We start from the raw sequence: 21480 nt of genomic DNA on the forward strand, positions 1-21480 counted from the left end.
AATAAAATTATATTAATCTTTCATTTATTTGTTAGGGGACAATAAATGAAAAATAAGCGTTAAAATAGGCTGAATCACTTATTATTGAACCTATACTTTATTTATACAGTCTGACATTATAAAGGTCTGACATTAATACTACATAGCCAATTGATATTTTAATGTAAAGGGGTAACATAATATGAAACATTTAGTTCTGCTTGGTGGAGGGTATGGTAATATGCGTATTATGTCGCGCATTCTTCCAGATGTTCTTCCTCAAGAATACACATTAACTCTTATAGATCGAATGCCGTTTCATGGTTTAAAACCTGAATTCTATGCGCTCGCTGCAGGCACAAAATCTGATAGTGATGTGCGAATGAATTTTCCTAATTCACATCGCGTAAATACAATTTATGGAGAAATAAGTGATATCGACTTAGATAACCAAATTGTTTCGGTAGGACAAACTAAAGTAGATTATAGTGAGTTGATTATCGGACTAGGTTGTGAAGATAAATATCATAATGTTCCAGGAGCTAAAGAATACACTCATAGTATTCAAACGCTTTCTAAAGCCCGTGAAACGTTTCATAGTATTAGCGAGTTACCTAAAGGAGCGCGTGTTGGAATTGTAGGAGCTGGCTTGAGTGGTATTGAATTAGCAAGTGAACTACGTGAAAGTCGCACAGATTTAGAAATTATTTTATATGATCGTGGACCTCGTATATTAAGAAATTTTCCAGAAAAATTAAGTAATTATATTGCGAAGTGGTTCCGCGAAAATAATGTAAACGTGGTTCCTAATTCTTTGATTGATAAAGTTGAGCAAGGAACAATTTATAATGGAGGTACACCAGAGCCTGTTGATATTGTAGTATGGACAGCAGGTATTCAACCCGTTGAAATTGTAAGAAAACTGCCTATTGATATTAATAAAAGTGGTCGCGTTATCGTTAATCAATATCATCAAGTACCAACTTATAAAAATGTTTATGTAGTTGGAGATTGCGCAGCTTTACCACATGCGCCAAGTGCTCAATTAGCAGAAGTACAGGGTGATCAAATTGCCGATGTACTAAAAAAACAATGGAATCATGAACCACTTCCTGAAAAAATGCCTGAATTAAAAGTTCAAGGTTTCTTAGGTTCTCTAGGAGAGAAAAAAGGGTTTGCCTATATTATGGATCGCACAGTCACAGGACGTTTAGCGCATATATTAAAATCAGGTGTTTTGTGGCTATATAAATATCATAATGGATAAATAAAACTGGGAAGCAGGACAGAATTTAATTTTATTCATCATCTCAAGCTTCCCCACATTTTTATAAAAATTGAATACTGCACTTTATATTAATTGTTTATAATATATTGTTCTATAAAATGAGTCACTTTTTTTGACTGAATATAACCGTCAGCCACATATTCATCGTTCATTGTAATAAGCGGGTAAAACAACTCATCATTTTCAATTTGCTCAATATATTGTTGATCATGATCACTTAAATTTTCAGTTTCTTTTTGAAAATCGATATATGTATATTCGAAATGAATATTAGGATATTTTCTTTCTAATAATGGTTTTAGCCACTCATACGTATTTTTAGAAGTTGGTGCATTGACACAACTTGCACACACTACATCTGCACCGTAAACAACAACACTTACTTTCGTCATATATTAATCCCCCGTTTAGTTTTATAGATTTTTCTTTCTTTATCTATTATAATAAATTAATAATAAGTTTATGAAGTATTTTACTTGAAAGGAGACATATCTCATGCCTACTGAGAATGCAACAATGTTTGATCAAGTAGCCGAAGTTATTGAACGTTTACGTCCGTTTTTATTACGTGACGGAGGAGATTGTACATTAGTCGATGTAGAAGATGGCATCGTAAAATTACAATTACATGGTGCGTGTGGAACATGCCCAAGCTCAACTATTACATTAAAAGCAGGTATAGAACGTGCTTTACACGAAGAAGTACCAGGCGTTATAGAAGTAGAACAAGTTTTCTAACGATATAAATTAAAGACACCCTACCCTCAGTATTTAATCAGAGTAGGGTGTCTTTTTTTTTGCTATTTAGAATTGAGTTTGATGATTGTTCATATGTTTTTCAATTTGACGATCCATGTATACCCAACCTTTCCAACCTACATGTACCACATCACTTAATACATATTTTTCATAGTCTTTATTTGACATATCATACACTTTCCCACCATGTCCAACAACAGTTTTATGTATTTTTTTATAGACAGGTTCACGTGTTGAACGGTGAATACCTAAATGATCGTACCATTTACCATTTACTGGAAGAATAACATATTGTACATCAGCACCTGCTTGATGCATTGTATCTACTAGTAAAGATAAATCCTTAAACTCTGGTGAATTCATTTTAAATTCATATTGGCGACGATTCATTGGCTTTTTATGCATTAGTTTTTTCCAATATTCGTTACGGATACCATAACTATTAGAAGTAGAACGTTTTTCACCAAGTTGCACTGCTTTATTACTCATGTTTTTCCAAGAATCATTGGGTGATGTAAGTGAGTGTACATGAGTTAATGGTGATTTATCTAATGAAAAGTATGTTTTTATTGCCTCAATTTTAAGAAGTTGACTTTCTTTAAACTTAGAAATATAACGACCTTTTGGGTTGCTTGGATCTTTTACTAATTCTTTTAAATATTCCTTATTAGGAACACTTCTAAATTTTAATAATCGTTTAGCATAGCGTTGTTTTAACTCTGAAGGCATATCCTTTTGTTGAAATATCTGATTGATTTGATTTGGTGTCGTACGCGCAGCCATATCCATATCATTAACGCCATGTGTACTAAACCATTGTGGTGAAATGATAAATGTCATCTTTTTACCTTTAAGTTGATCATATTGACCCGCTAATTCAATAGCATTAATTAAATCTGTATTACCGCCCGTACCAACTAAGAATACAGGCTTTGTATTTTTTCGATGATGCATTGCTATCGCAGGATTAAACGGATCACGTTTATTTAACTCACTTGAACCATAAAGTGGATAATATTTATCATTACTAAATAATTGATTTTGAATGAGCGTACCTTTAAGTACTTGATCAGTTAGTGACGTTCTATTATCAGCAAGTGTCTTATTGTTAACGAGACCAGTAAACCAACTCGCAGGCATTAATACAAAAGCTAAAAATATGATTCCACTAATAAGAATTGGTAAAAATGGTTTGAATTTCATCGTAATTCTTCTAAAGCTTCAACAATTTTATTAGGAGTTGCCCATTCATCGCGATCAAAATCCATAATTGATACTTCAATTCCTAATCTATTTTGAATTTCTAATAATAATCCAACTGTTTGAAATGAATCAATAATTCCTTCTTCAAAAATCTCAACATCTGGGTTTTCTTTAACTACGTCATTTTCTGCTACATCAGCTAATACTTCTAAAACTTGTTCTCTAAATTCCATCATTTATTTCTCCCTTTAAATTAATTTTCCTGAGAATATTAAGAAGCCAAATGCTACAAAATGGAATGTGATAATAACACTTAATGCTGTAGCAAAACCATTTTGAAAGCGAGGTGGATGTTTCTTTCTCCAGCGTTCATAATATCCATATCCGATAAACATTAAACCGTGATAAATACCATATACAATATAAAATACTTCTAATCCGTGCCATACACCCATAATAAAGAAATTTAAGAAGAAGGCAAAATTTGACATTGCAAATTGATTCTTCATTATTTTTTTACTAGACATATAGAACAATGTTCTCATATAAACACAGTCTCTAAACCAGAATGATAATGACATATGCCATCTATTCCAGAAATCTTTAATGTTACGTGCTTTAAACGGCTGTTTAAAGTTTGGTGGTGTATTAATGCCATATAGATAACTCACTGCTATTGCAAATAAACTATAACCTGCAAAGTCAAAAAATAAGTAAAAGCTATAGGCATACATATATAACCATTTATGAGTAAAACCATGTAAATGCATTAATAATGGCATAATTGCATATACATTAATTAAATGAGCAATAATATATTTATATAAGAAGCCCATCATAATCATATGAATCGCTTTAACTACCATACCTCTGTATTGCTCACCAGTTGGTATTTTTTTATCGTCTTTGACAAAACGTTTATAACGGTCGATGGGTCCTGAAGATACTGTTGGAAAGAATGAAATAAATTGAATCAATTTCCCCACTTTAATTTCTTTAATAGAACCATCTCTAATTTCCATTATAAGTTGTACACTTTTAAAAGTAACATATGAGATTCCTAAGAATCCGACAAATTCAATTAACTTATGTTCATGGAAATGTATTTGATGTCCACCTAACCATGAACTTTGTAATATTTTAACAAGTGCTAAAGGTAAAATAGATAAAATCATAATAATTAAAAATTTAATAAAAGTATTATTTTTTTGTCGTGATTTGTAATACCACATGATTAATAGCACTTGCCATATTAAGTAAATTACAAAACTGATTAATTGAACACTTAAATATTTCTGTCCAAATAAATTGTATGTATCTGAAGAGAAAATAATCACAATCATAATCACTGTACTTATCCCATTGTATACATAGCTTCGCTTACCTAAAAATCCGAGTATGATGACTGGTAAAAGAACGATAAATGCGACTAAGAAGAAGGTAAACGTACCATAAGGAATCATGCGTCGATATCCTCTGCAACTTGTTTACGATCAAGTTTTCCATTTGATGTTAATGGAAGTTGTTCCATCCAAACGAATTTTCTCGGAATCATATATTCAGGTAAGCGAGATTTCAATTCATTTTTAATGTTTCTGGTCATCTCTAAGTCATTATCAACTTTTTTAGTAGGTACAATAGCACCTACAAGATAAACAACTTTTCCATTTTTATAAATTGGCACAACAACAGTTTCTCTAACGTATTTTGAGTGTCTTAGTTGTGTTTCAATTTCTTCTAGTTCCATGCGATAACCGTTTAACTTTATTTGAAAATCGATACGTCCTTGGATAAACCAATAACCATCTTTTTCAATAGCTTTATCACCCGTGTGATAAATGCGAACGCCATTATCAAACTTAAATACTGCTTCAGTTTTTTCTTTGTTTTTTAGATATCCTAAACTCACACTTGTTCCTTTAATAACAAGTTCACCTTCATCAGTTGTTGATAGTGTAGTATTCGGTCTTGCTACACCTACTGGAAGTGGGTTATAACGTTCTAAAATCTCGGGTGTGATTTTTACACCAGTAACTGCAACTGTCGCTTCCGTTGGTCCATATGTGTTATAAACAATTGCATTTGGATATCTATCAACAAGTGCTTTAGCTGTTCTATGCGGTAAAATTTCTCCACAAAAGAAGAAATGATTTAAACTTGGATAATCTTTTTCATTAAGGTTAGGAAGTAATAAACACATTTCTATAAATGATGGTGTTGATACCCAAGCATTAATTGGCGTTTGAACAAGCATTTCATTTAATAACTTCGGTTTTTTTATCATATCTTTATCTACTAAGTTAAGTGTTCCACCAGATGTTAAACATGGATAAATTGCCATTACAGATAAATCAAATGAAAATGGTGCTTGGTTCAGCCACTCCTGATGATTATCTGTTTCATTTAATGAGACCATCCATTCTGCAAATTCTATTAAACTCGCATACTCAATTTGCACACCTTTAGGCTCACCTGTAGAACCAGAAGTGAATATAGTATAAACAACATCTGTTTTATCCATTTGACTATCAAAAACAATAGGATAATCAGAATGTTTAATATCTTCGATTGTAAGTTCTTTCCTTGGTTGATTCACACTTGAATCAGTTGTATTTAAAATAAATGTTGGATCTACTTTATTCATAATCATTTCTACACGTTCTATTGGAACTGACGTATCAATTGGGACATAGCCACATCCTGCTTTGATTGCTCCTATCATTCCAACTACCATATATGGTGACATATGACCATAGATGATTAATGGCTTATTTGTATCTTGCAAATAATGTGCTAGCTTACTAGATTCTTCTATAAGTTGACGATACGTTAACTCATCTGATTTATGTCTAATAGCTACTCGATCTGGATTTTTTTGTCCAATATCATTAATTAAATTTATAATATCTGTCATCCTTTGACTCCTTACTAGAATTCGTTATATATAAAGTTATTATGTGTATCGCCTGAACCATATATAAGATACAAAGCTATAAAAATTGCTAAGTATAGAATAGTCAGTAGATATGGTTTTGCTTTTTCATAAAAAACACTTATTTTTTTAGTTTCTCTCAATTGAATATTACACCTCACAAACATTGCTATTTATTTTGAAGAACAATTCTACTTATTTTATATTTAGTAAAGTTATCTTACTATCAAGAAATATTATATCGCACTTTTATTTTTACACTTTATTATATAAAAATATTAATTATATATCAAATTTATTTTATATAATAATTAGTGAGTGTTAAATATGTATCTATCTTATCCGATATGTCCTTATTCTTATCTTTGATATTCTATATATTAGTACTAATGATTACATATCACAATTACACAGAGCATAACAAAACTGTTAGATATAAAAACTTCTTATTACTCATATCATCAATTTAAGTAATAAGAAGTTATCATAGAAATTATTTTTATTAATTAGTATTACTTTCTAATTCAGCTATAGCCACATTCAAATCTTTAAATGAATAGGTTGGCTTTGGTTGTTTAGTTTGAATTTCTTCATAAGATGTTACACCTGTTTGTACATGTACCGTATCCATCCCCACATTAATACCAGACATTATATCTGTATCATACAAATCTCCCACCATAGCCACTTCAGACTTATCGAGTTTCAAAATATCTAAAGCAATTTGCATGATGATGGTTTCTGGTTTACCAATAAATTGTGGCTGTTGTCCAGTAGATACACTAACCACACTTGTAATAGCTCCATTTCCAGGTAAGAAGCCTCTTTCTTTAGGAATTGAGACATCTGGATTCGTAGAGATAAATTTTGCGCCTTTACGTACTGCTAAAGTAGCTATTGCAAGTTTTTCATATGTGACTGCTTCATCTAAACCGATAACTACGTAATCTACATTCTCATCTTCTTTTACGGTTAAACCTGCATCGGTTAATGCTGTTCTTAAACCATTACCTCCTAGCATATACACACTAGCTTGACTATTTTCTTCTGCAATGTAATTTGCCGTAGCTAGAGCAGAAGTAACTACTTCGTCTGGTTTAGCGTCAATCTTCATTTCTTTTAACTTTTCTGTTACTTCTTCAGGCGTCTTAGTAGAGTTATTAGTAACATATAAATGAGGAATATCGTTTTTGTTCAAATAATCGATAAATTGAGCAGCACCATCAATTTCTGCTGTACCCATATACATTGTTCCATCTAAATCGATTAAATAACCTTTATAATTTTTCATTATGAATAATCTCCTTTTCCAAAAGCGGTAATTGGCACATTTTCTTTTTTTAGAAATTGAGTAACTTCTTTCACAAATTGTCGATAATACGGTATTGAGGTGTCAAATAATGGTACAAGTGTTTCAACTTCTAATTCTGTATAATGATGTGCAAACTGTTTTCTGATTTTAACTGTATCATTAATATGGTTTTGTGTATCTTTGGAAATCACCCCTTCAAGTTCTAAAATATCAATAACATCTTTATAGTTACCAGGATCTCTCAAAATAAAAGCGTCAATAATCATATTTCCAATATCTACTGATGATTCAATTAACATTTGCGCAATACGTTCAAATGCATAATGATTTGATTTATTTGTTTCATAATCCTTAATAAGCTGATTTAAATATTTTATTTTAAGTGCTAATTTATCTTTATCTACAAAATACATATCGGTCACCTCTTATTATTATTATCATATCATAGTTTTGCATCATGCATCATTTGTCGTTATACTAATTTCACATATTAAAAATAAAGGAGCATGACTGATATGATAGATATGTTTCTGTACGATGATGAGGAACAATCGCAAGCACAATTTGTAGGATTTGTAGGTGAACATAGTCGCTATGATTTAATGCTTATTCAGACCGATCGTCATTACGGTAAAACACTGGTATTAAATCTTCAAACTAATAAATTTGGCATCATAGGCACAGATGATATTGAAGAAGAAGGATATATTGCTCATATATTAGGTGTGTCTCAAGAAGAAAGCGAAGAAATCATTGAATATCTAAATCAAGTTATTCAATAAATGAAAGGTCAAAACAATGATATTTACAAAATATACATTGTTTTGACCTTTCATTATTTATTATTCTTTTTTTCAGTAGATTGCGTAGCTTGTATTGTTGGTTTTATTTTAACATCATGTAATTTATCCTCTACTTCATCTACACTATCTAGTTCTAATCGTTCATTATCATTAATATGTCTCACTATGAAATATGGACAACCAAAATTACAATATTCCAAAATATAATCTTGAATGGTTGAAAAACGTTTTGAAATTTCAGCTTTTTTATTTGAATCTTTATAAAATCCTTTTAAACGTAATTGATCATAACCAAAATCCCCAACTACAAAATCATATTTATCAAGTATATCTGAATATCTTGAAGCAAATAATTCTTCGTCAAAGCATTCTCTATAATCTTCAATTAATTCAAAATACTGTTGATTAACTTTAATCATAATAAGTCACCTTTAATTGTAATTATAATAAAAACTTAGATTGCCTATTTTAAAGAAAAAGAGCAATCTAAGTTTTAGCATCCATCTATTAATAAACATTGTTAATTGACTTTATGTACTCATATTATTGTTTCACAAGATAATATGACTTCATTATGCAATATCACTTAACAGAAAGTTTATTATAAATTTTTGGGTTAATATTATTTTTGTTGTAACTGTTCTTCTCCAAGACGGTGTTTTTCTTTTGCCGCTTCATTTACTTGTTCATCAGCATGATAAGAACTTCGTACCATTGGACCAGCTTCACAATGTTTAAATCCTTTTTCCATTGCAATTTTTCTTAATTTACCAAATTCTAATGGAGTATAATACTTTTCAACTTTTAAGTGTTTACGTGATGGTTGTAAATATTGACCAATTGTTAAAATATCAACATCATTTGCACGTAAGTCATCCATTGTTTCATAAATTTCTTCCAATGTTTCACCTAAACCTACCATTAAACTTGATTTAGTTGGAATATCAGGTTGTAACTCTTTAGAACGACGTAAGAATTCTAATGTTCTGTCGTAAGTCGCACGCGCACGAACTCTTGGAGTTAAACGACGTACTGTTTCAATGTTATGGTTTAAAATATCAGGTCTTGAAGCCATTAGTGTTTCAAGTGCTTCATAATCCCCACCCATATCTGACGGTAAAATTTCAATTGTCGTATATGGATTACGTTCACGTACTTTACGAACCGTTTCTGCATATACATTAGATCCTGCATCTCTTAAATCATCACGTGCAACAGCTGTGATAACAACATGTTTAAGATTCATTAGTTCTACAGACTCTGCAACACGTTCTGGTTCATTTAAATCTAGTTCATTAGGTAAGCCAGTTTTTACTGCACAGAAACGACAAGCTCTTGTACATACCGCACCTAAAATCATAAATGTAGCCGTACGTCTAGCTCCCCAACATTCATGTATATTTGGACATTTTGCTTCTTCACAAACTGTATGTAAATTTTTCTCACGCATCATTTTCTTGAGGCCGATGTAGTTTTCATTAGTGTTTAGCTTTATTTTCAACCAATCTGGTTTACGTAAAATCTCTTCATTTTTAGTAGCCATAACAACACATACCCTCCTGTTTAATCTATCTTCAACTATTATAACGAAATTTACATTAAATTAAAATGTAATAACTTATAAAATTAAGACATAACTATGAACATTTGTGTACTAAGAAGAATGATGCATATGAATTAATTTTTCTTTAAAGATATCTCTTAAAAATTCAGGCATTAAATAATCAATCGATGTTCCTTTTAATAATGGGAAATATCTTCCAAATGTATACATATCTACAGTTCCTAATATATAGGTACGGTTATCTTCTATTTCTTGTCCATCTACAAAGAAGCGATGTTCTGATTGAATAAATCCACATTTATATAATATATAACCACCAAAAATATCACCTCTAAATCCTAATCCTTGGACATGTTCATACATATATTCTTGCTTTTGACTTTTTAAGATTACCTTTTTCAATTCAGAACCTTTCAAACGTACACGAACTAAGTTGATTGGATGAGGTAACATAGTATGGATATCGTATTCAGTAAGTTGATCGCTCTCAACACTATTAACAATTAATCCAGCGTTAATAATTGTACAATCTGCATTTGTAAACTCATACACACTTTCTGCAAGTAAATAAGTCGTTTTTGTAATCACATTTGTTTTACTAGATAAAGAAACTGGCTTATTAATAATCGCCTTCTTCATCAAATCTTTTCCTTCTTCATCAAAATGTGTTTTAACCACTGGTAATGTGTCTACTGGATGTAATGTAGCCTCTTTAGTAACTACTTTTTTATTTTCAATCGTTAAATTCACTTCTCCAAGATAATATCCATATTTCCCTGCTGCTGCCATAAGTACACCATTATTGACTTCACCATGATTAAAATGATGATGTGTGTGGCTTCCTAGTATCACATCTATCTCTGGGATTTCTTGACATAATTTTTCATCAAAAAAGACACCTACATGACTCATAACTATTAATACATCGTATTGTCCTTTGCGTTGTTCAATTTCGTCTTTGATGGCTTCTAATGGGTCTGTCACAATCCAATCAAGTGCTCGATAGAATGGCGTGAAAGGTGCCGTCGCTGCTACAAATAAAAAGCGTACATCTTCTATTTCTTTTATATAAGATGTGGCAATATGACGAGGTAAGTGGCCATCTTCGTCTAAAACATTAGCACATATGACTTTAAATTGTGCATCATTGTAAAGATTATTTAATGCTTCATGAGAAATAGTCATTCCTTCATTATTCCCAATTGTAGCAATATCACAATGAGCCTCATTTAAAAGTTCAATATTTTTTTTGCCCATAGTTGCTTCTGTTACTGGTGTAGATAAATCAACATGATCACCAATATCTAAATAAAGTGAAGGGTGTTGAAGTTCAGGTCGGTGTTCAGCCATGTACGTCATAATACGTGCATATTCATTAAGGTGACTATGAATGTCATTTGTATGAAAAATTGTAAGCTTCACTTAAATTCCTCCTGTTTTATTATAGAAACGATTTAATAATTAGATATACACCCATAATTAACATTACTGTGCGTAATAATAATACTACTGTTTCTGATTTAATCGAGTGATTTATTTTTACTCCAATTTGAGCGCCAATATAACTAGAAATGATTAGAATAATTGAATATGACCAAGCAACATGACCTTGAATAATATGACCAATTGAACTCATTACACTTGAAAAGAAAATCATCATCATACTTGTCCCTACTGCTACATGAGGTGGAAATCTAAATACTATAAGCATTAAAGGAGTCATCAACGCTCCACCACCAATCCCAAATAAACCTGTAAGTACACCTATAAATAATGTAGCAAAGAAGGCAAACATAGGTGGAACGCTATAATGATAAGTCATCCCTTTAGCATCGATGTATGTTTTACGATACTTTTCCTTATCGAATATTTTAAATGGTTTAATTTTATATCTAATCATCAATAAAATAGATACACAGATCATAAAAATACCAAAGTATAAATTAAACGAATTTAATGTTAAATATCTACTTAAAAATGAACCAATAAGTGAACCAGGTAATAATCCAAATAAAAATATGGACCCATTTTTAATATCTACTTGCTTTGTTTTCAAATAACCAATAGATGAAGAAAGTCCAGTTACAATAAGAATAACCGATGACGTACCAATTGCAATCTGAGTAGTGATGCCGTGTAATAGATGATGGTTCACTCCTAAATACACTAAAGTAGGTACGATAATTATACCACCACCAATACCTACTAAAGAACCTAATACTGCAGATAATAATCCAATTAAAACTAATAAAATCATTGTTAAAAACATTATAATTCGCCTCTTAGAAAAATTTTAATTGCTGAGGTGCTAAGCCTGTATACTCTATATCTAAAATATTTTGATAGGTTTTAGCATTTTGAGCTGCATGACCACCAGAATTATTATTAAAAACAACATAGACCTTTTCAGCTTTTTGTTCTAATATTTGAACTTTATTTGCTAAATCTTTTAATTCATTTTCATTATAATTATATAAATATCTAACATCTCGCCACTCTTGATCAGTCATATCTTTTTTAGTCCAACCATGCTGATTTCTACCATGATAACGCACAAAAGCGGTACTAGAAGTTATACGATTGACTAAAGGTATAGACCCATCTTTAATTTGTGGTTCATCTACGACCGCATGAATAATTTGATGTTCGGTTAAAAACATTAAAGTTTGTTCTTTAAATTGGGAATTAAACCAAGATTGATGTCTAAATTCTACACACATGGGGATATCTTCTAGCTGTTGTCGAACATACAAAATATAATTTATATTTTGAGCTGTACAATCAAACCAAGGTGGAAATTGCACAAGTACCATTGCTAATTTATGATGTGCAATCAGTGGTTCAAGCATGTGTCTAAATTGTTTAAATAGTTCAGATCGTGAATCAGCATAAGTTTTATAATCTGAGTGAAGCGTCAATGCTTGATGAATCTTAACGATAAACTGAAACTTATCTGGTGTTTCATTGATCCATTTCAATATATTACGTTCAGGTTGGATAGCATAATATGAGGCATCAAGTTCAACAACAGGAAAATGACTCGCATACGTACGTAATTTATCTGTTTGTCTTTCAAGATCTTCATATAAAGAATAATGATCTCCCCATCCAGTTAAACCGATATTAATCATTTTTATCACCAGATATATGATACCACATTCAAAATTAATATATCACTTGTTGTATACTAACTTTACATTTTCTTATTATTTTAAAATCGCTACTATAACACCCTAAGTTTGCGTTAATAACTGATTCATTTGTAAAAATAATTAATCTATTAAATCGTTCACTTTTGATTAGTAGCTAATTTGTAACTACTTGTCTTCTAATATATTGTGTTAACTGGTTTTAAACTAGATAAGGTAGAATATCGCCATCATAATTAATCATAGCTTTAAAAACAAAAGAACTAGAATGTTAAACATTCTAGTTCTTTTAACTATTAGCTTAAGCTATATCTTAAATTATCCGATTGAACCTTCCATTTCAAATTTAATAAGACGGTTCATTTCTACAGCATACTCCATTGGTAATTCTTTAGTAAATGGTTCGATGAATCCCATAACAATCATCTCTGTTGCTTCTTCTTCAGAAATCCCTCTACTCATTAGATAGAATAATTGTTCTTCAGATACTTTAGAAACTTTCGCTTCATGTTCTAATGAAATATTATCATTAAATACTTCATTATATGGAATTGTGTCTGAAGTTGATTCGTTATCTAGAATTAATGTATCGCATTCGATATTTGAACGCGCACCTTTAGCTTTGCGTCCAAAGTGAACGATACCGCGATAGATTACTTTACCACCGTTTTTAGAAATTGATTTAGATACGATAGTTGAAGATGTATTTGGGGCTTTATGAATCATTTTAGCACCTGCATCTTGAACTTGACCTTTACCCGCAAATGCGATGGATAATGTACTACCTTTCGCACCTTCACCTAATAATACACAGTTAGGGTATTTCATTGTTAACTTAGAACCTAAGTTACCGTCAACCCATTCCATATTACCATTTTCATGAACAAACGTACGTTTAGTAACTAAGTTATACACATTGTTAGCCCAGTTTTGGATAGTAGTATAACGAACATGTGCATCTTTATGAACAATAATTTCAACTACTGCTGAGTGTAATGAACTTGTAGTATATACTGGTGCAGTACAACCCTCAACATAGTTTACTGAAGCCCCTTCATCAGCAATAATTAATGTACGTTCGAATTGACCCATATTTTCTGAGTTAATTCGGAAGTACGCTTGTAATGGTGTATCTAATTTAACGTTTTTAGGTACATAGATGAATGAACCACCTGACCATACTGCTGAATTTAATGCTGCGAATTTATTATCAGCTGCTGGAACAACAGAAGCAAAGTATTCTTTAAATAAGTCTTCATTTTCACGTAAAGCACTGTCTGTATCTTTAAAGATTATCCCTTTTTCTTCTAATTCTTTTTCCATATTATGATATACAACTTCTGATTCATATTGTGCAGAAACACCAGCTAAATATTTTTGTTCTGCTTCTGGTATACCTAATTTATCAAATGTACGTTTAATTTCTTCAGGTACTTCATCCCAAGAACGTTCAGTATGCTCTGAAGGCTTAACATAATAAGTAATGTCATCAAAATTCAATTCTGATAAATCGCCACCCCATTGAGGCATTGGGATTTTATAGAATAGTTTTAAAGCTTTTAATCGGAAATTAAGCATCCATTCTGGTTCTTCTTTCATCTTAGAAATTTCTCTAACAATATTTTCTGTTAGACCACGTTCTGATCTGAAAATGGAAACATCCTCATCATGGAAACCATATTTATAATCTCCAACATCAGGTGCTTTTTTAGCCATTTCAATCACTCCTTAAATATATTTAAAACGATATACGCATCATTTATCTTTCACTACTATCTATAGTCATTGTAACAACATGAAAACTATATAAAAAGAAATATGTGTAAAATGTCACAGCACCATAGTGCTTAGAATAACATTTATTACCTATTCGTATTTTATTCTTCAGTTGTACCTTCTGCTTTACCTTCTTTTTGCACTGTACCTTTTTCTAAAGCTTTCCATGCTAAGGTTGCACATTTAATACGCGCTGGGAATTGAGAAACCCCTTGTAATGCTTCTACATCTCCCATATCTTCAGTGATGTTATAATCTTCACCTAACATCATTTTAGTAAATTCTTGACTCATTTGCATTGCTTCACCTAATGAATGACCTTTAACTGCTTCAGTCATCATCGATGCACTTGACATTGAAATTGAGCAACCTTCACCTTCGAATTTCGCCTCTTGAATGATACCATCTTCGATATCAAATGTTAGTCTAATGCGATCACCACAAGTAGGATTATTCATATCTACTGTCATTGATCCATTATCTAAAACGCCTTTATTACGAGGATTCTTATAATGATCCATAATTACAGATCTATAAAGTTGATCTAAATTATTAAAACTCATATGAGAAAAACTCCTTCGTTTGTTTCAATGCTTCTACTAATTGGTCAACATCTTCTTTAGTATTATAAATATAAAAACTTGCTCTTGCAGTAGATGATACATTTAACCATTTCATTAATGGTTGCGCACAGTGATGTCCAGCTCTAACAGCGACACCTTCAGTATCTACTGCTGTAGCAACATCATGTGGATGAATATCAGCTAAATTAAAAGTGATCACACCTGCACGTCTTTCTTTAGGGGGACCATATATTTCTAATCCTTCAATTGAAGATAATTGCTCATATGCATATTCTGTTAATTCTTTTTCATGCTGATGAATGGCATCAAAGCCTATATTTTCGATATAACGAATAGCTTCAGCCAATCCAATAGCTTGAGCAATAATCGGTGTACCAGCTTCAAATTTAGTAGGTAAGTCAGCCCATGTTGCATCGTACTTACTTACAAAATCAATCATGTCCCCACCATACTCAACAGGTTCCATGTTTTGAAGTAGTTCACGTTTTCCATATAATACACCAATACCAGTCGGTCCTAGCATTTTGTGACCGCTAAAGCTAAAGAAATCAACATCTAAATCTTGAACATCGATATCCATATGAGGTGCAGATTGTGCTCCATCAACACTAATAATAGCACCGTGTTCATGCGCAATCTTAGCAATTGCTTTTATATCATTAATGGTACCTAAGACATTAGACACATGAGTAATAGCTACAATCTTAGTATTGTCATTAATTGTCGATTTGACATCTTCAATTCTTAGTTCACCATCATCAGTCATAGGAATAAATTTTAAAGTAGCTTTTTTTCGTTTAGCTAGCTGTTGCCAAGGCACAATATTAGCATGATGTTCCATCTCTGTCACAACGATTTCGTCGCCTTCGTTAATATTAGCGTCTCCATAACTATGTGCAACAATATTAATTGAAGCAGTCGTACCTCTAGTAAAAATAATTTCTTCAAAATATTTAGCATTAATGAAACGTCGTACTGTCTCACGAGCACTTTCATATCCATCTGTTGCTAAAGAACCTAGAGTATGCACACCACGATGCACATTAGAATTGTAACGTTTATAATAATCATCTAATACATTTAATACTTGCACTGGTGTTTGACTTGTTGCTGTTGAATCAAGATAAGCTAATCGTTTTCCATTAACTTTTTGATTTAGTATAGGAAAGTCTTCAATAATTTCTTGTATGTTTAATGAAGTTTCGGCCACTACCTTCACGACCTTTCTTTTATTGAAAATCTCAATGATCTATTTATTTACTTTAAGTTCGATGACTTCTCGTAATTGACGTTTCACATCTTCAATTGGTAATTCACGGACAACTGGATCTAAGAAACCATGAATAACAAGACGTTCTGCTTCTTTTTGAGAAATACCACGGCTCATTAAGTAGTAAAGTTGTTCTGGGTCAACACGACCAACCGAAGCTGCATGACCTGCTTCAACATCATCTTCATCGATAAGTAGAATAGGGTTCGCATCTCCGCGAGCATGCTCTGAAAGCATTAACACACGAGATTCTTGATTTGCGATAGATTTTGTACCGCCATGCTTAATATATCCAATACCGTTAAATACAGATGAAGCATTTTCACGCATTACACCATGTTTTAAGATATAACCATTTGTTTCCTTACCATATTGAACGATTTTAGATGTTAAGTTAATTTTTTGATCACCAGTACCAACAATGACTGATTTTAGTTCACTTGTTGAACGATCACCAATTAAGTTAGTAGTATTATCAATAATTTGGTTTCCCTCATTCATTAAACCTAAAGCCCAATTAATTGATGCATCTGCTGCCGTCACACCACGACGGATAATGTGACCTGTAAATCCTTTATCTAGATAGTCAACTGAACCATAAGTAATGTTTGAATTTGCTCCTGCAATCACTTCAGAAATAATATTGACTTGATTACCTTCACCACTTGCAGTTGAAAGGTAATTCTCAACATATGTTACTTCAGCACTTTCTTCCGTTACAATAATGGCATGATTAAATAAACTTGCATTCTCATTGTCATGTAATACTACATATTGAATAGGGTCTTCAACTACTACATTTTTAGGGACATATACAAATACGCCACCATTCAATAATGCTGTATGCAAAGCAGTTAATCGATGTTCATCTACTGTAACTGCATCTTTCATTAAATATTTTTCTACTAATTCACTATGATCTTGTAGCGCTTTTGATAAACCTTCAATAATAACATTATTATGATTTGCTTGTTCTGATACTTGTGTGAAAGCTAAATCATTATTATGTTGAATAATTAAATTTTTAGAATTTTCTATATCAATAATATTTTTAACTGATTCAGGAAGTTCTGATACATCATTATATGATTCACTTTCAACATGATGTTGTTTAAATGCATCGAAATCCCATTTTCTTAGTTTTGTTTTATCTGGTTTAGGCATTTCTAAAGTTTCTGTTAATTTCAAAGCTTTTTGACGTAGTTCAGTCATCCAAGAAGGTTCATTTTGTGCTTTAGAATAATCAACAAGTTGTGCTTCAGAAATATTTAAAGTTTCTGTTGTCATAATGCTTTTTCCTCCTACTTGATGAAAAATTTTAGTAACTGAATCGATATATAAACTGTTTATTTCCACATTTTAAAATCAATCAGTTCTTTTAATGAATAGTGTTTATTTTGTTTAATGACCTATTCAGTTGCACCAAATTCTTCTTTAACCCATTCATAACCTTCTTCTTCAAGACGTTTAGCTAATTCTGGACCGCCTGATTTTACAACTTTACCGCCATACATAACATGTACTTTATCAGGAGTAATATAGTTTAATAAACGTTGATAGTGTGTAATCATTAATGCACCGAAATCTTCGCCACGCATTTCATTGATTCCTTTAGAAACGACTTTTAATGCATCAATATCTAAACCTGAGTCAATTTCATCTAAAATCGCAAATTTGGGTTCTAACATCATTAATTGTAAGATTTCATTACGTTTTTTCTCCCCACCTGAGAAACCTTCATTTAAATAACGTTGCGCCATATCTTTATCAATATCTAAGAAATCCATTTGTTTATCTAATTTTTTAATAAATTGCATTAAGTTAATTTCTTGACCTTCTTCACGTTTTGCATTAATCGCTGAACGCATAAAGTCTGCATTTGTTACACCAGTAATTTCTGATGGATATTGCATTGCTAAGAAAAGACCTGCTTTTGCTCTTTCGTCAACCTCTAATTCTAAAATATTTACACCATCAAGTAATACTTCACCTTGAGTGACTTCATAACTTGGGTGACCCATAATTGCAGAAGATAATGTTGATTTACCTGTACCATTAGGTCCCATGATTGCGTGAACTTCACCAGTATTAACTGTTAAATTAACACCTTTTAAAATTTCTTTATCTTCAATAGACACATGTAAGTCTTTAATTTCTAATGTTGATGACATTTATATTCCCTCCATAAAATATAAAGTTTTCTTAACTAGTTTATAGTAATTTTAATTTATAGTCAAAAAGACTTCTAACACTTTAATACACTTAATTATAACGTAAATAGTCCTTAATATAAACTTATTAAAATAACAAAAAAGACTATATTTTCGCCAAAACTGTTTCGAAATCACTTCAATTTTCAAGTGCGACTGATAATCAAAAGGCATCTGTTCTCAATAGGTAACTAGATACTAACGATGATTAACTATTTAATATTTCAATGTAAGGTGAAAATTTGGTAATATTCGTATTAACTTAATAAAGAAAGAAAGGAGACCTTTATGACATTCAAATGGAAAAATATTTTAAAAGGATTTGCGATGGGGACTTCAGATTTAGTTCCAGGAATCAGTGGAGGTACCATTGCTTTACTTTTAGGGATTTATGATGATTTTATTTCATCCATTAGTGGATTGTTTTCTAAACGGTTTTGGCCAAGTCTAAAATTTTTACTTCCTATATTAATAGGAATGATTTTAGCGATTGGTGTACTTAGTAATTTAATTCATTACCTACTCGATCATCATCATGTAATAACGATGTTCTTTTTTACTGGTTTAATTATAGGCATTGTCCCTTACCTATTAAAAACTTCAGATTTTAAAAAAACATTTACAACTAAACACTATGGATTATTAATTTTAGGAATCATAGTTATAGTAGCATTAACAATATTAAATCCTAGCACACAGCAATCAAGTTTAACACTTCAATTATCTTTTAGTCTTATTATTAAATATTTTATAGCAGGTGTTTGTGCTTCTAGTGCAATGCTACTTCCAGGTATCTCTGGCTCATTTATGCTACTTGTATTCGGTGCATATGGAACAATAATGTTAGCTATTGCTAATTTAGCTAAATTTAACTTTACCGGTCTGCCTATATTAATAGTAGTTGGTTTAGGTATTTTATGTGGATTTCTATTTTCAAGCCGTATTATAAAATACTTTTTAACCCACCACTTTATTGGAACATTTGCCTTAATTACTGGTTTTGTTATTGGTTCAATTTATGCTGTATTCCCAGGAATTCCTAAATCACCAGTAGAATGGATTGTTTCGATTATTTCTTTAGTAATAGGATATATAGTAAGTTATTCATTAGGACTGATTACGTCTAACAATGATACTCAGACATAATATTCTAAAATAAACAAAAAACGCATGTGTTTAACACATGCGTTCTCTTCTAGTTAAAACGACTTATTTATCGCCTTTTAATTTATCAATAACATCATTTGCTTTATCTTTAACGTTATCAACCACTTCTTTAGCTTTACCTGAAGCTTTGTCGCCTTGACCTTCTTTTTCTAAATCTTTATTATCAGTTGCATTACCAACTGTTTCCTTAATATTACCTTTAGCTTGTTCAAATTTATCTTCTGCCATTTTAAATTCCTCCTTGTTAAACATTTCATTCTTAAATGATTTTTGTAATATTAACATACCCAATACATATCATGTATAAACATAAATTCTGTTATTTTTTTATATTTTCTGTCTAATTAAAATAATTGTTATAATAACATTGTTCAATTTACTTATCCAATTGGAGATGATAACTATGACATTTGTTAATTTTACTGCTATGACAGAAAAAGGTTTAAATAAAAAAGTCAATGCATTCTTAGAAGAACATCCATATATAGAAATTGTTAAATTTGAATATGCGATGGGTCAAGGTGGTATCGGCGTTGGAATACTATATCAAGACGATTCAAGTTTATAATATAAATGACTGCAATAAATGTATTGATATAAAATAAAAAAACGGTTCACATATTTGTTTGTGAACCGTTTTTTACTGCATTATTATTCATTATTTTGCAGGTACAACTGCACCTTTGTATTTTTCATTGATGAAATCACGAATGTCTTTAGATTGTAATACTTCAACTAAAGCTTTAATTTTTTCATCATCTTTATGATCTTTCCGAACTGCAATTAGGTTTGCATAAGGGTTATTATTAGGTTTTTCAACTACAATTGAATCTTTTTGTGGACTTAAGCCTTGATCAATAGCATAGTTTGAATTAATAATAGCTGCATCTACATCTTGATTTTGATAGATTTTTGGAAGATATTCAGCTGATTGTTTGTTATTGAATTTAATATCTTTTTTGTTTTCAGTAATATCTTCAAATTTAGCGTCTTCAATTTTTACGCCTTTTTTAATTTTAATTAAGCCTTCATCAACGAAGAATTTTAAGAAACGACCTTGTTCAGATGGGTTATTTGAAACATAAACTGTCGCACCTTTAGGAAGGTCTTTTAAACTTTTGTATTTTTTAGAATAAACAGCCATTGGTTCTAAATGAACTTTACCTGCATCTTCAATTTTGTATCCTTTTTCTTTACTTTCAGTTTTTAAATAAGGAACGTGTTGGAAGTAGTTAGCATCAAGCTCACCTTTATCTAACAACTTATTAGGTGTAGTGTAATCATTGATTGTTTTAATTTCTAAATTATAACCTTTTTTCTCAAGAAGTGGTTTTGCTTTTTCTAAGATTTCAGCATGTGGTGCTGGTGAGGCACCTACAACGATTTTTTTATCTTTTTCGTCTCCGCCTTTACCACAAGCAGCTAATACAACTGTCAGTGTAAGTACTAATACTAAACTTAAAAGTTTTTTCATTTAATCTGTC

25 protein-coding genes are annotated in these 21480 nt (G+C 31.2%); 5 read left to right on the forward strand and 20 right to left on the reverse strand.

Annotated elements, in window-relative coordinates:
- Positions 1 to 181: 181 nt before the first annotated feature.
- Entirely contained in the window at positions 182 to 1246 is a 1065-nt protein-coding gene (locus HMPREF2647_RS02935; protein ID WP_069723667.1) for an NAD(P)/FAD-dependent oxidoreductase, read from the forward strand.
- Between the two features lie 89 nt (positions 1247 to 1335).
- Here the strand turns inward: HMPREF2647_RS02935 and HMPREF2647_RS02940 are convergent, their stop codons facing one another.
- A complete protein-coding gene (locus HMPREF2647_RS02940) occupies positions 1336 to 1659 on the reverse strand; it encodes a YuzD family protein (RefSeq protein WP_048679904.1) in 324 nt (107 codons plus the stop codon).
- 103 nt (positions 1660 to 1762) lie between these two features.
- Here HMPREF2647_RS02940 and HMPREF2647_RS02945 point away from each other — a divergent pair, with 103 nt between their 5' ends.
- Positions 1763 to 2005 carry a NifU family protein gene (locus tag HMPREF2647_RS02945; protein ID WP_002433501.1) on the forward strand — a complete coding sequence of 81 codons (243 nt, stop codon included), beginning with the start codon at positions 1763 to 1765 and terminating at the stop codon, positions 2003 to 2005.
- Positions 2006 to 2071: 66 nt separating this feature from the next.
- On the opposite strand, the gene dltD is transcribed toward HMPREF2647_RS02945, so the two are convergent.
- The 7 genes from dltD to HMPREF2647_RS02980 all read right to left on the reverse strand — a co-directional run bounded on the left by dltD (position 2072) and on the right by HMPREF2647_RS02980 (position 7886).
- The gene (gene dltD / locus HMPREF2647_RS02950) at positions 2072 to 3229 is read right to left on the reverse strand and encodes a D-alanyl-lipoteichoic acid biosynthesis protein DltD (RefSeq protein WP_049382060.1); all 1158 of its coding nucleotides are present in this window, start codon (positions 3227 to 3229) and stop codon (positions 2072 to 2074) included.
- Positions 3226 to 3462 carry a D-alanine--poly(phosphoribitol) ligase subunit 2 gene (gene dltC, locus HMPREF2647_RS02955; protein ID WP_017175865.1) on the reverse strand — a complete coding sequence of 79 codons (237 nt, stop codon included), beginning with the start codon at positions 3460 to 3462 and terminating at the stop codon, positions 3226 to 3228. The genes dltD and dltC overlap by 4 nt, the downstream gene beginning before the upstream one ends.
- A gap of 15 nt (positions 3463 to 3477) precedes the next feature.
- Positions 3478 to 4692 (reverse strand): D-alanyl-lipoteichoic acid biosynthesis protein DltB, encoded by a 1215-nt coding sequence (gene dltB, locus HMPREF2647_RS02960; RefSeq protein WP_019835072.1) that lies wholly within the window; start codon positions 4690 to 4692, stop codon positions 3478 to 3480.
- Positions 4689 to 6143 (reverse strand): D-alanine--poly(phosphoribitol) ligase subunit DltA, encoded by a 1455-nt coding sequence (gene dltA, locus HMPREF2647_RS02965; protein ID WP_017175866.1) that lies wholly within the window; start codon positions 6141 to 6143, stop codon positions 4689 to 4691. The genes dltB and dltA overlap by 4 nt, the downstream gene beginning before the upstream one ends.
- Before the next feature lie 14 nt (positions 6144 to 6157).
- On the reverse strand, positions 6158 to 6328 hold the full coding sequence (locus HMPREF2647_RS02970) for a teichoic acid D-Ala incorporation-associated protein DltX (RefSeq protein ID WP_002455559.1): 171 nt from the start codon (positions 6326 to 6328) through the stop codon (positions 6158 to 6160).
- A 335-nt stretch (positions 6329 to 6663) separates the two neighbouring features.
- Entirely contained in the window at positions 6664 to 7452 is a 789-nt protein-coding gene (locus tag HMPREF2647_RS02975; RefSeq protein ID WP_002448132.1) for a TIGR01457 family HAD-type hydrolase, read from the reverse strand.
- A complete protein-coding gene (locus tag HMPREF2647_RS02980) occupies positions 7452 to 7886 on the reverse strand; it encodes a DUF86 domain-containing protein (RefSeq protein ID WP_017175868.1) in 435 nt (144 codons plus the stop codon). The genes HMPREF2647_RS02975 and HMPREF2647_RS02980 overlap by 1 nt, the downstream gene beginning before the upstream one ends.
- Positions 7887 to 7988: 102 nt before the next feature.
- On the opposite strand from HMPREF2647_RS02980, the gene HMPREF2647_RS02985 reads away from it, so the two are divergent.
- Complete coding sequence (locus HMPREF2647_RS02985; protein ID WP_002448201.1) at positions 7989 to 8255, forward strand: DUF3055 domain-containing protein; 267 nt, start codon at positions 7989 to 7991, stop codon at positions 8253 to 8255.
- Between the two features lie 53 nt (positions 8256 to 8308).
- Here the strand turns inward: HMPREF2647_RS02985 and HMPREF2647_RS02990 are convergent, their stop codons facing one another.
- From HMPREF2647_RS02990 to sufC, 10 genes are all read right to left on the reverse strand, one after another.
- Positions 8309 to 8695 carry a YutD family protein gene (locus HMPREF2647_RS02990; RefSeq protein WP_017175869.1) on the reverse strand — a complete coding sequence of 129 codons (387 nt, stop codon included), beginning with the start codon at positions 8693 to 8695 and terminating at the stop codon, positions 8309 to 8311.
- Positions 8696 to 8898: 203 nt separating this feature from the next.
- Positions 8899 to 9819 (reverse strand): lipoyl synthase, encoded by a 921-nt coding sequence (gene lipA / locus HMPREF2647_RS02995; RefSeq protein ID WP_002448197.1) that lies wholly within the window; start codon positions 9817 to 9819, stop codon positions 8899 to 8901.
- 111 nt (positions 9820 to 9930) lie between these two features.
- Positions 9931 to 11262 (reverse strand): bifunctional metallophosphatase/5'-nucleotidase, encoded by a 1332-nt coding sequence (locus tag HMPREF2647_RS03000; protein ID WP_048679484.1) that lies wholly within the window; start codon positions 11260 to 11262, stop codon positions 9931 to 9933.
- A 19-nt stretch (positions 11263 to 11281) separates the two neighbouring features.
- Positions 11282 to 12109: a sulfite exporter TauE/SafE family protein gene (locus tag HMPREF2647_RS03005; RefSeq protein WP_017175871.1), complete on the reverse strand. Its 828-nt coding sequence runs from the start codon at positions 12107 to 12109 to the stop codon at positions 11282 to 11284.
- 13 nt (positions 12110 to 12122) lie between these two features.
- On the reverse strand, positions 12123 to 12971 hold the full coding sequence (locus HMPREF2647_RS03010; RefSeq protein WP_049379462.1) for a DUF72 domain-containing protein: 849 nt from the start codon (positions 12969 to 12971) through the stop codon (positions 12123 to 12125).
- A 336-nt stretch (positions 12972 to 13307) separates the two neighbouring features.
- Positions 13308 to 14705 (reverse strand): Fe-S cluster assembly protein SufB, encoded by a 1398-nt coding sequence (gene sufB / locus HMPREF2647_RS03015; protein ID WP_002448087.1) that lies wholly within the window; start codon positions 14703 to 14705, stop codon positions 13308 to 13310.
- Between the two features lie 161 nt (positions 14706 to 14866).
- On the reverse strand, positions 14867 to 15328 hold the full coding sequence (sufU, locus tag HMPREF2647_RS03020) for a Fe-S cluster assembly sulfur transfer protein SufU (protein ID WP_002448166.1): 462 nt from the start codon (positions 15326 to 15328) through the stop codon (positions 14867 to 14869).
- On the reverse strand, positions 15318 to 16568 hold the full coding sequence (locus HMPREF2647_RS03025) for a cysteine desulfurase (RefSeq protein WP_172457916.1): 1251 nt from the start codon (positions 16566 to 16568) through the stop codon (positions 15318 to 15320). Before HMPREF2647_RS03025 ends, sufU begins: the two co-directional genes overlap by 11 nt.
- 30 nt (positions 16569 to 16598) lie before the next feature.
- The gene (gene sufD, locus HMPREF2647_RS03030) at positions 16599 to 17906 is read right to left on the reverse strand and encodes a Fe-S cluster assembly protein SufD (RefSeq protein WP_070859516.1); all 1308 of its coding nucleotides are present in this window, start codon (positions 17904 to 17906) and stop codon (positions 16599 to 16601) included.
- Between the two features lie 122 nt (positions 17907 to 18028).
- Positions 18029 to 18790 carry a Fe-S cluster assembly ATPase SufC gene (gene sufC, locus HMPREF2647_RS03035; protein ID WP_070859518.1) on the reverse strand — a complete coding sequence of 254 codons (762 nt, stop codon included), beginning with the start codon at positions 18788 to 18790 and terminating at the stop codon, positions 18029 to 18031.
- 327 nt (positions 18791 to 19117) lie between these two features.
- Between sufC and HMPREF2647_RS03040 the strand changes: the two genes are divergently transcribed.
- Complete coding sequence (locus HMPREF2647_RS03040) at positions 19118 to 19975, forward strand: polyprenyl-phosphate transporter PopT (protein WP_019835074.1); 858 nt, start codon at positions 19118 to 19120, stop codon at positions 19973 to 19975.
- Positions 19976 to 20038: 63 nt separating this feature from the next.
- Here the strand turns inward: HMPREF2647_RS03040 and HMPREF2647_RS03045 are convergent, their stop codons facing one another.
- Positions 20039 to 20224 carry a CsbD family protein gene (locus tag HMPREF2647_RS03045; protein WP_002448111.1) on the reverse strand — a complete coding sequence of 62 codons (186 nt, stop codon included), beginning with the start codon at positions 20222 to 20224 and terminating at the stop codon, positions 20039 to 20041.
- Positions 20225 to 20399: 175 nt separating this feature from the next.
- On the opposite strand from HMPREF2647_RS03045, the gene HMPREF2647_RS11260 reads away from it, so the two are divergent.
- The gene (locus tag HMPREF2647_RS11260) at positions 20400 to 20564 is read left to right on the forward strand and encodes a hypothetical protein (protein ID WP_002448129.1); all 165 of its coding nucleotides are present in this window, start codon (positions 20400 to 20402) and stop codon (positions 20562 to 20564) included.
- 90 nt (positions 20565 to 20654) lie between these two features.
- Here HMPREF2647_RS11260 and HMPREF2647_RS03050 read toward each other — a convergent pair whose 3' ends face one another.
- A complete protein-coding gene (locus HMPREF2647_RS03050; protein ID WP_070859520.1) occupies positions 20655 to 21470 on the reverse strand; it encodes a MetQ/NlpA family ABC transporter substrate-binding protein in 816 nt (271 codons plus the stop codon).
- Between the last annotated feature and the right edge of the window lie 10 nt (positions 21471 to 21480).

The organism is Staphylococcus sp. HMSC035D11 (assembly GCF_001836075.1).
Taxonomy (GTDB): Bacteria; Bacillota; Bacilli; order Staphylococcales; family Staphylococcaceae; genus Staphylococcus; species Staphylococcus hominis.

Bases quoted from the DNA above. Each gene is read 5' to 3' on its own strand.
- HMPREF2647_RS02935 (WP_069723667.1), top strand. From the start codon at position 182: ATGAAACATTTAGTTCTGCTTGGTGGAGGGTATGGTAATATGCGTATT.
- HMPREF2647_RS02940 (WP_048679904.1), bottom strand. From the start codon at position 1,659: ATGACGAAAGTAAGTGTTGTTGTTTACGGTGCAGATGTAGTGTGTGCA.
- HMPREF2647_RS02945 (WP_002433501.1), top strand. From the start codon at position 1,763: ATGCCTACTGAGAATGCAACAATGTTTGATCAAGTAGCCGAAGTTATT.
- dltD (WP_049382060.1), bottom strand. From the start codon at position 3,229: ATGAAATTCAAACCATTTTTACCAATTCTTATTAGTGGAATCATATTT.
- dltC (WP_017175865.1), bottom strand. From the start codon at position 3,462: ATGGAATTTAGAGAACAAGTTTTAGAAGTATTAGCTGATGTAGCAGAA.
- dltB (WP_019835072.1), bottom strand. From the start codon at position 4,692: ATGATTCCTTATGGTACGTTTACCTTCTTCTTAGTCGCATTTATCGTT.
- dltA (WP_017175866.1), bottom strand. From the start codon at position 6,143: ATGACAGATATTATAAATTTAATTAATGATATTGGACAAAAAAATCCA.
- HMPREF2647_RS02970 (WP_002455559.1), bottom strand. From the start codon at position 6,328: ATGTTTGTGAGGTGTAATATTCAATTGAGAGAAACTAAAAAAATAAGT.
- HMPREF2647_RS02975 (WP_002448132.1), bottom strand. From the start codon at position 7,452: ATGAAAAATTATAAAGGTTATTTAATCGATTTAGATGGAACAATGTAT.
- HMPREF2647_RS02980 (WP_017175868.1), bottom strand. From the start codon at position 7,886: ATGTATTTTGTAGATAAAGATAAATTAGCACTTAAAATAAAATATTTA.
- HMPREF2647_RS02985 (WP_002448201.1), top strand. From the start codon at position 7,989: ATGATAGATATGTTTCTGTACGATGATGAGGAACAATCGCAAGCACAA.
- HMPREF2647_RS02990 (WP_017175869.1), bottom strand. From the start codon at position 8,695: ATGATTAAAGTTAATCAACAGTATTTTGAATTAATTGAAGATTATAGA.
- lipA (WP_002448197.1), bottom strand. From the start codon at position 9,819: ATGGCTACTAAAAATGAAGAGATTTTACGTAAACCAGATTGGTTGAAA.
- HMPREF2647_RS03005 (WP_017175871.1), bottom strand. From the start codon at position 12,109: ATGTTTTTAACAATGATTTTATTAGTTTTAATTGGATTATTATCTGCA.
- HMPREF2647_RS03010 (WP_049379462.1), bottom strand. From the start codon at position 12,971: ATGATTAATATCGGTTTAACTGGATGGGGAGATCATTATTCTTTATAT.
- sufB (WP_002448087.1), bottom strand. From the start codon at position 14,705: ATGGCTAAAAAAGCACCTGATGTTGGAGATTATAAATATGGTTTCCAT.
- sufU (WP_002448166.1), bottom strand. From the start codon at position 15,328: ATGAGTTTTAATAATTTAGATCAACTTTATAGATCTGTAATTATGGAT.
- sufD (WP_070859516.1), bottom strand. From the start codon at position 17,906: ATGACAACAGAAACTTTAAATATTTCTGAAGCACAACTTGTTGATTAT.
- sufC (WP_070859518.1), bottom strand. From the start codon at position 18,790: ATGTCATCAACATTAGAAATTAAAGACTTACATGTGTCTATTGAAGAT.
- HMPREF2647_RS03040 (WP_019835074.1), top strand. From the start codon at position 19,118: ATGACATTCAAATGGAAAAATATTTTAAAAGGATTTGCGATGGGGACT.
- HMPREF2647_RS03045 (WP_002448111.1), bottom strand. From the start codon at position 20,224: ATGGCAGAAGATAAATTTGAACAAGCTAAAGGTAATATTAAGGAAACA.
- HMPREF2647_RS11260 (WP_002448129.1), top strand. From the start codon at position 20,400: ATGACATTTGTTAATTTTACTGCTATGACAGAAAAAGGTTTAAATAAA.
- HMPREF2647_RS03050 (WP_070859520.1), bottom strand. From the start codon at position 21,470: ATGAAAAAACTTTTAAGTTTAGTATTAGTACTTACACTGACAGTTGTA.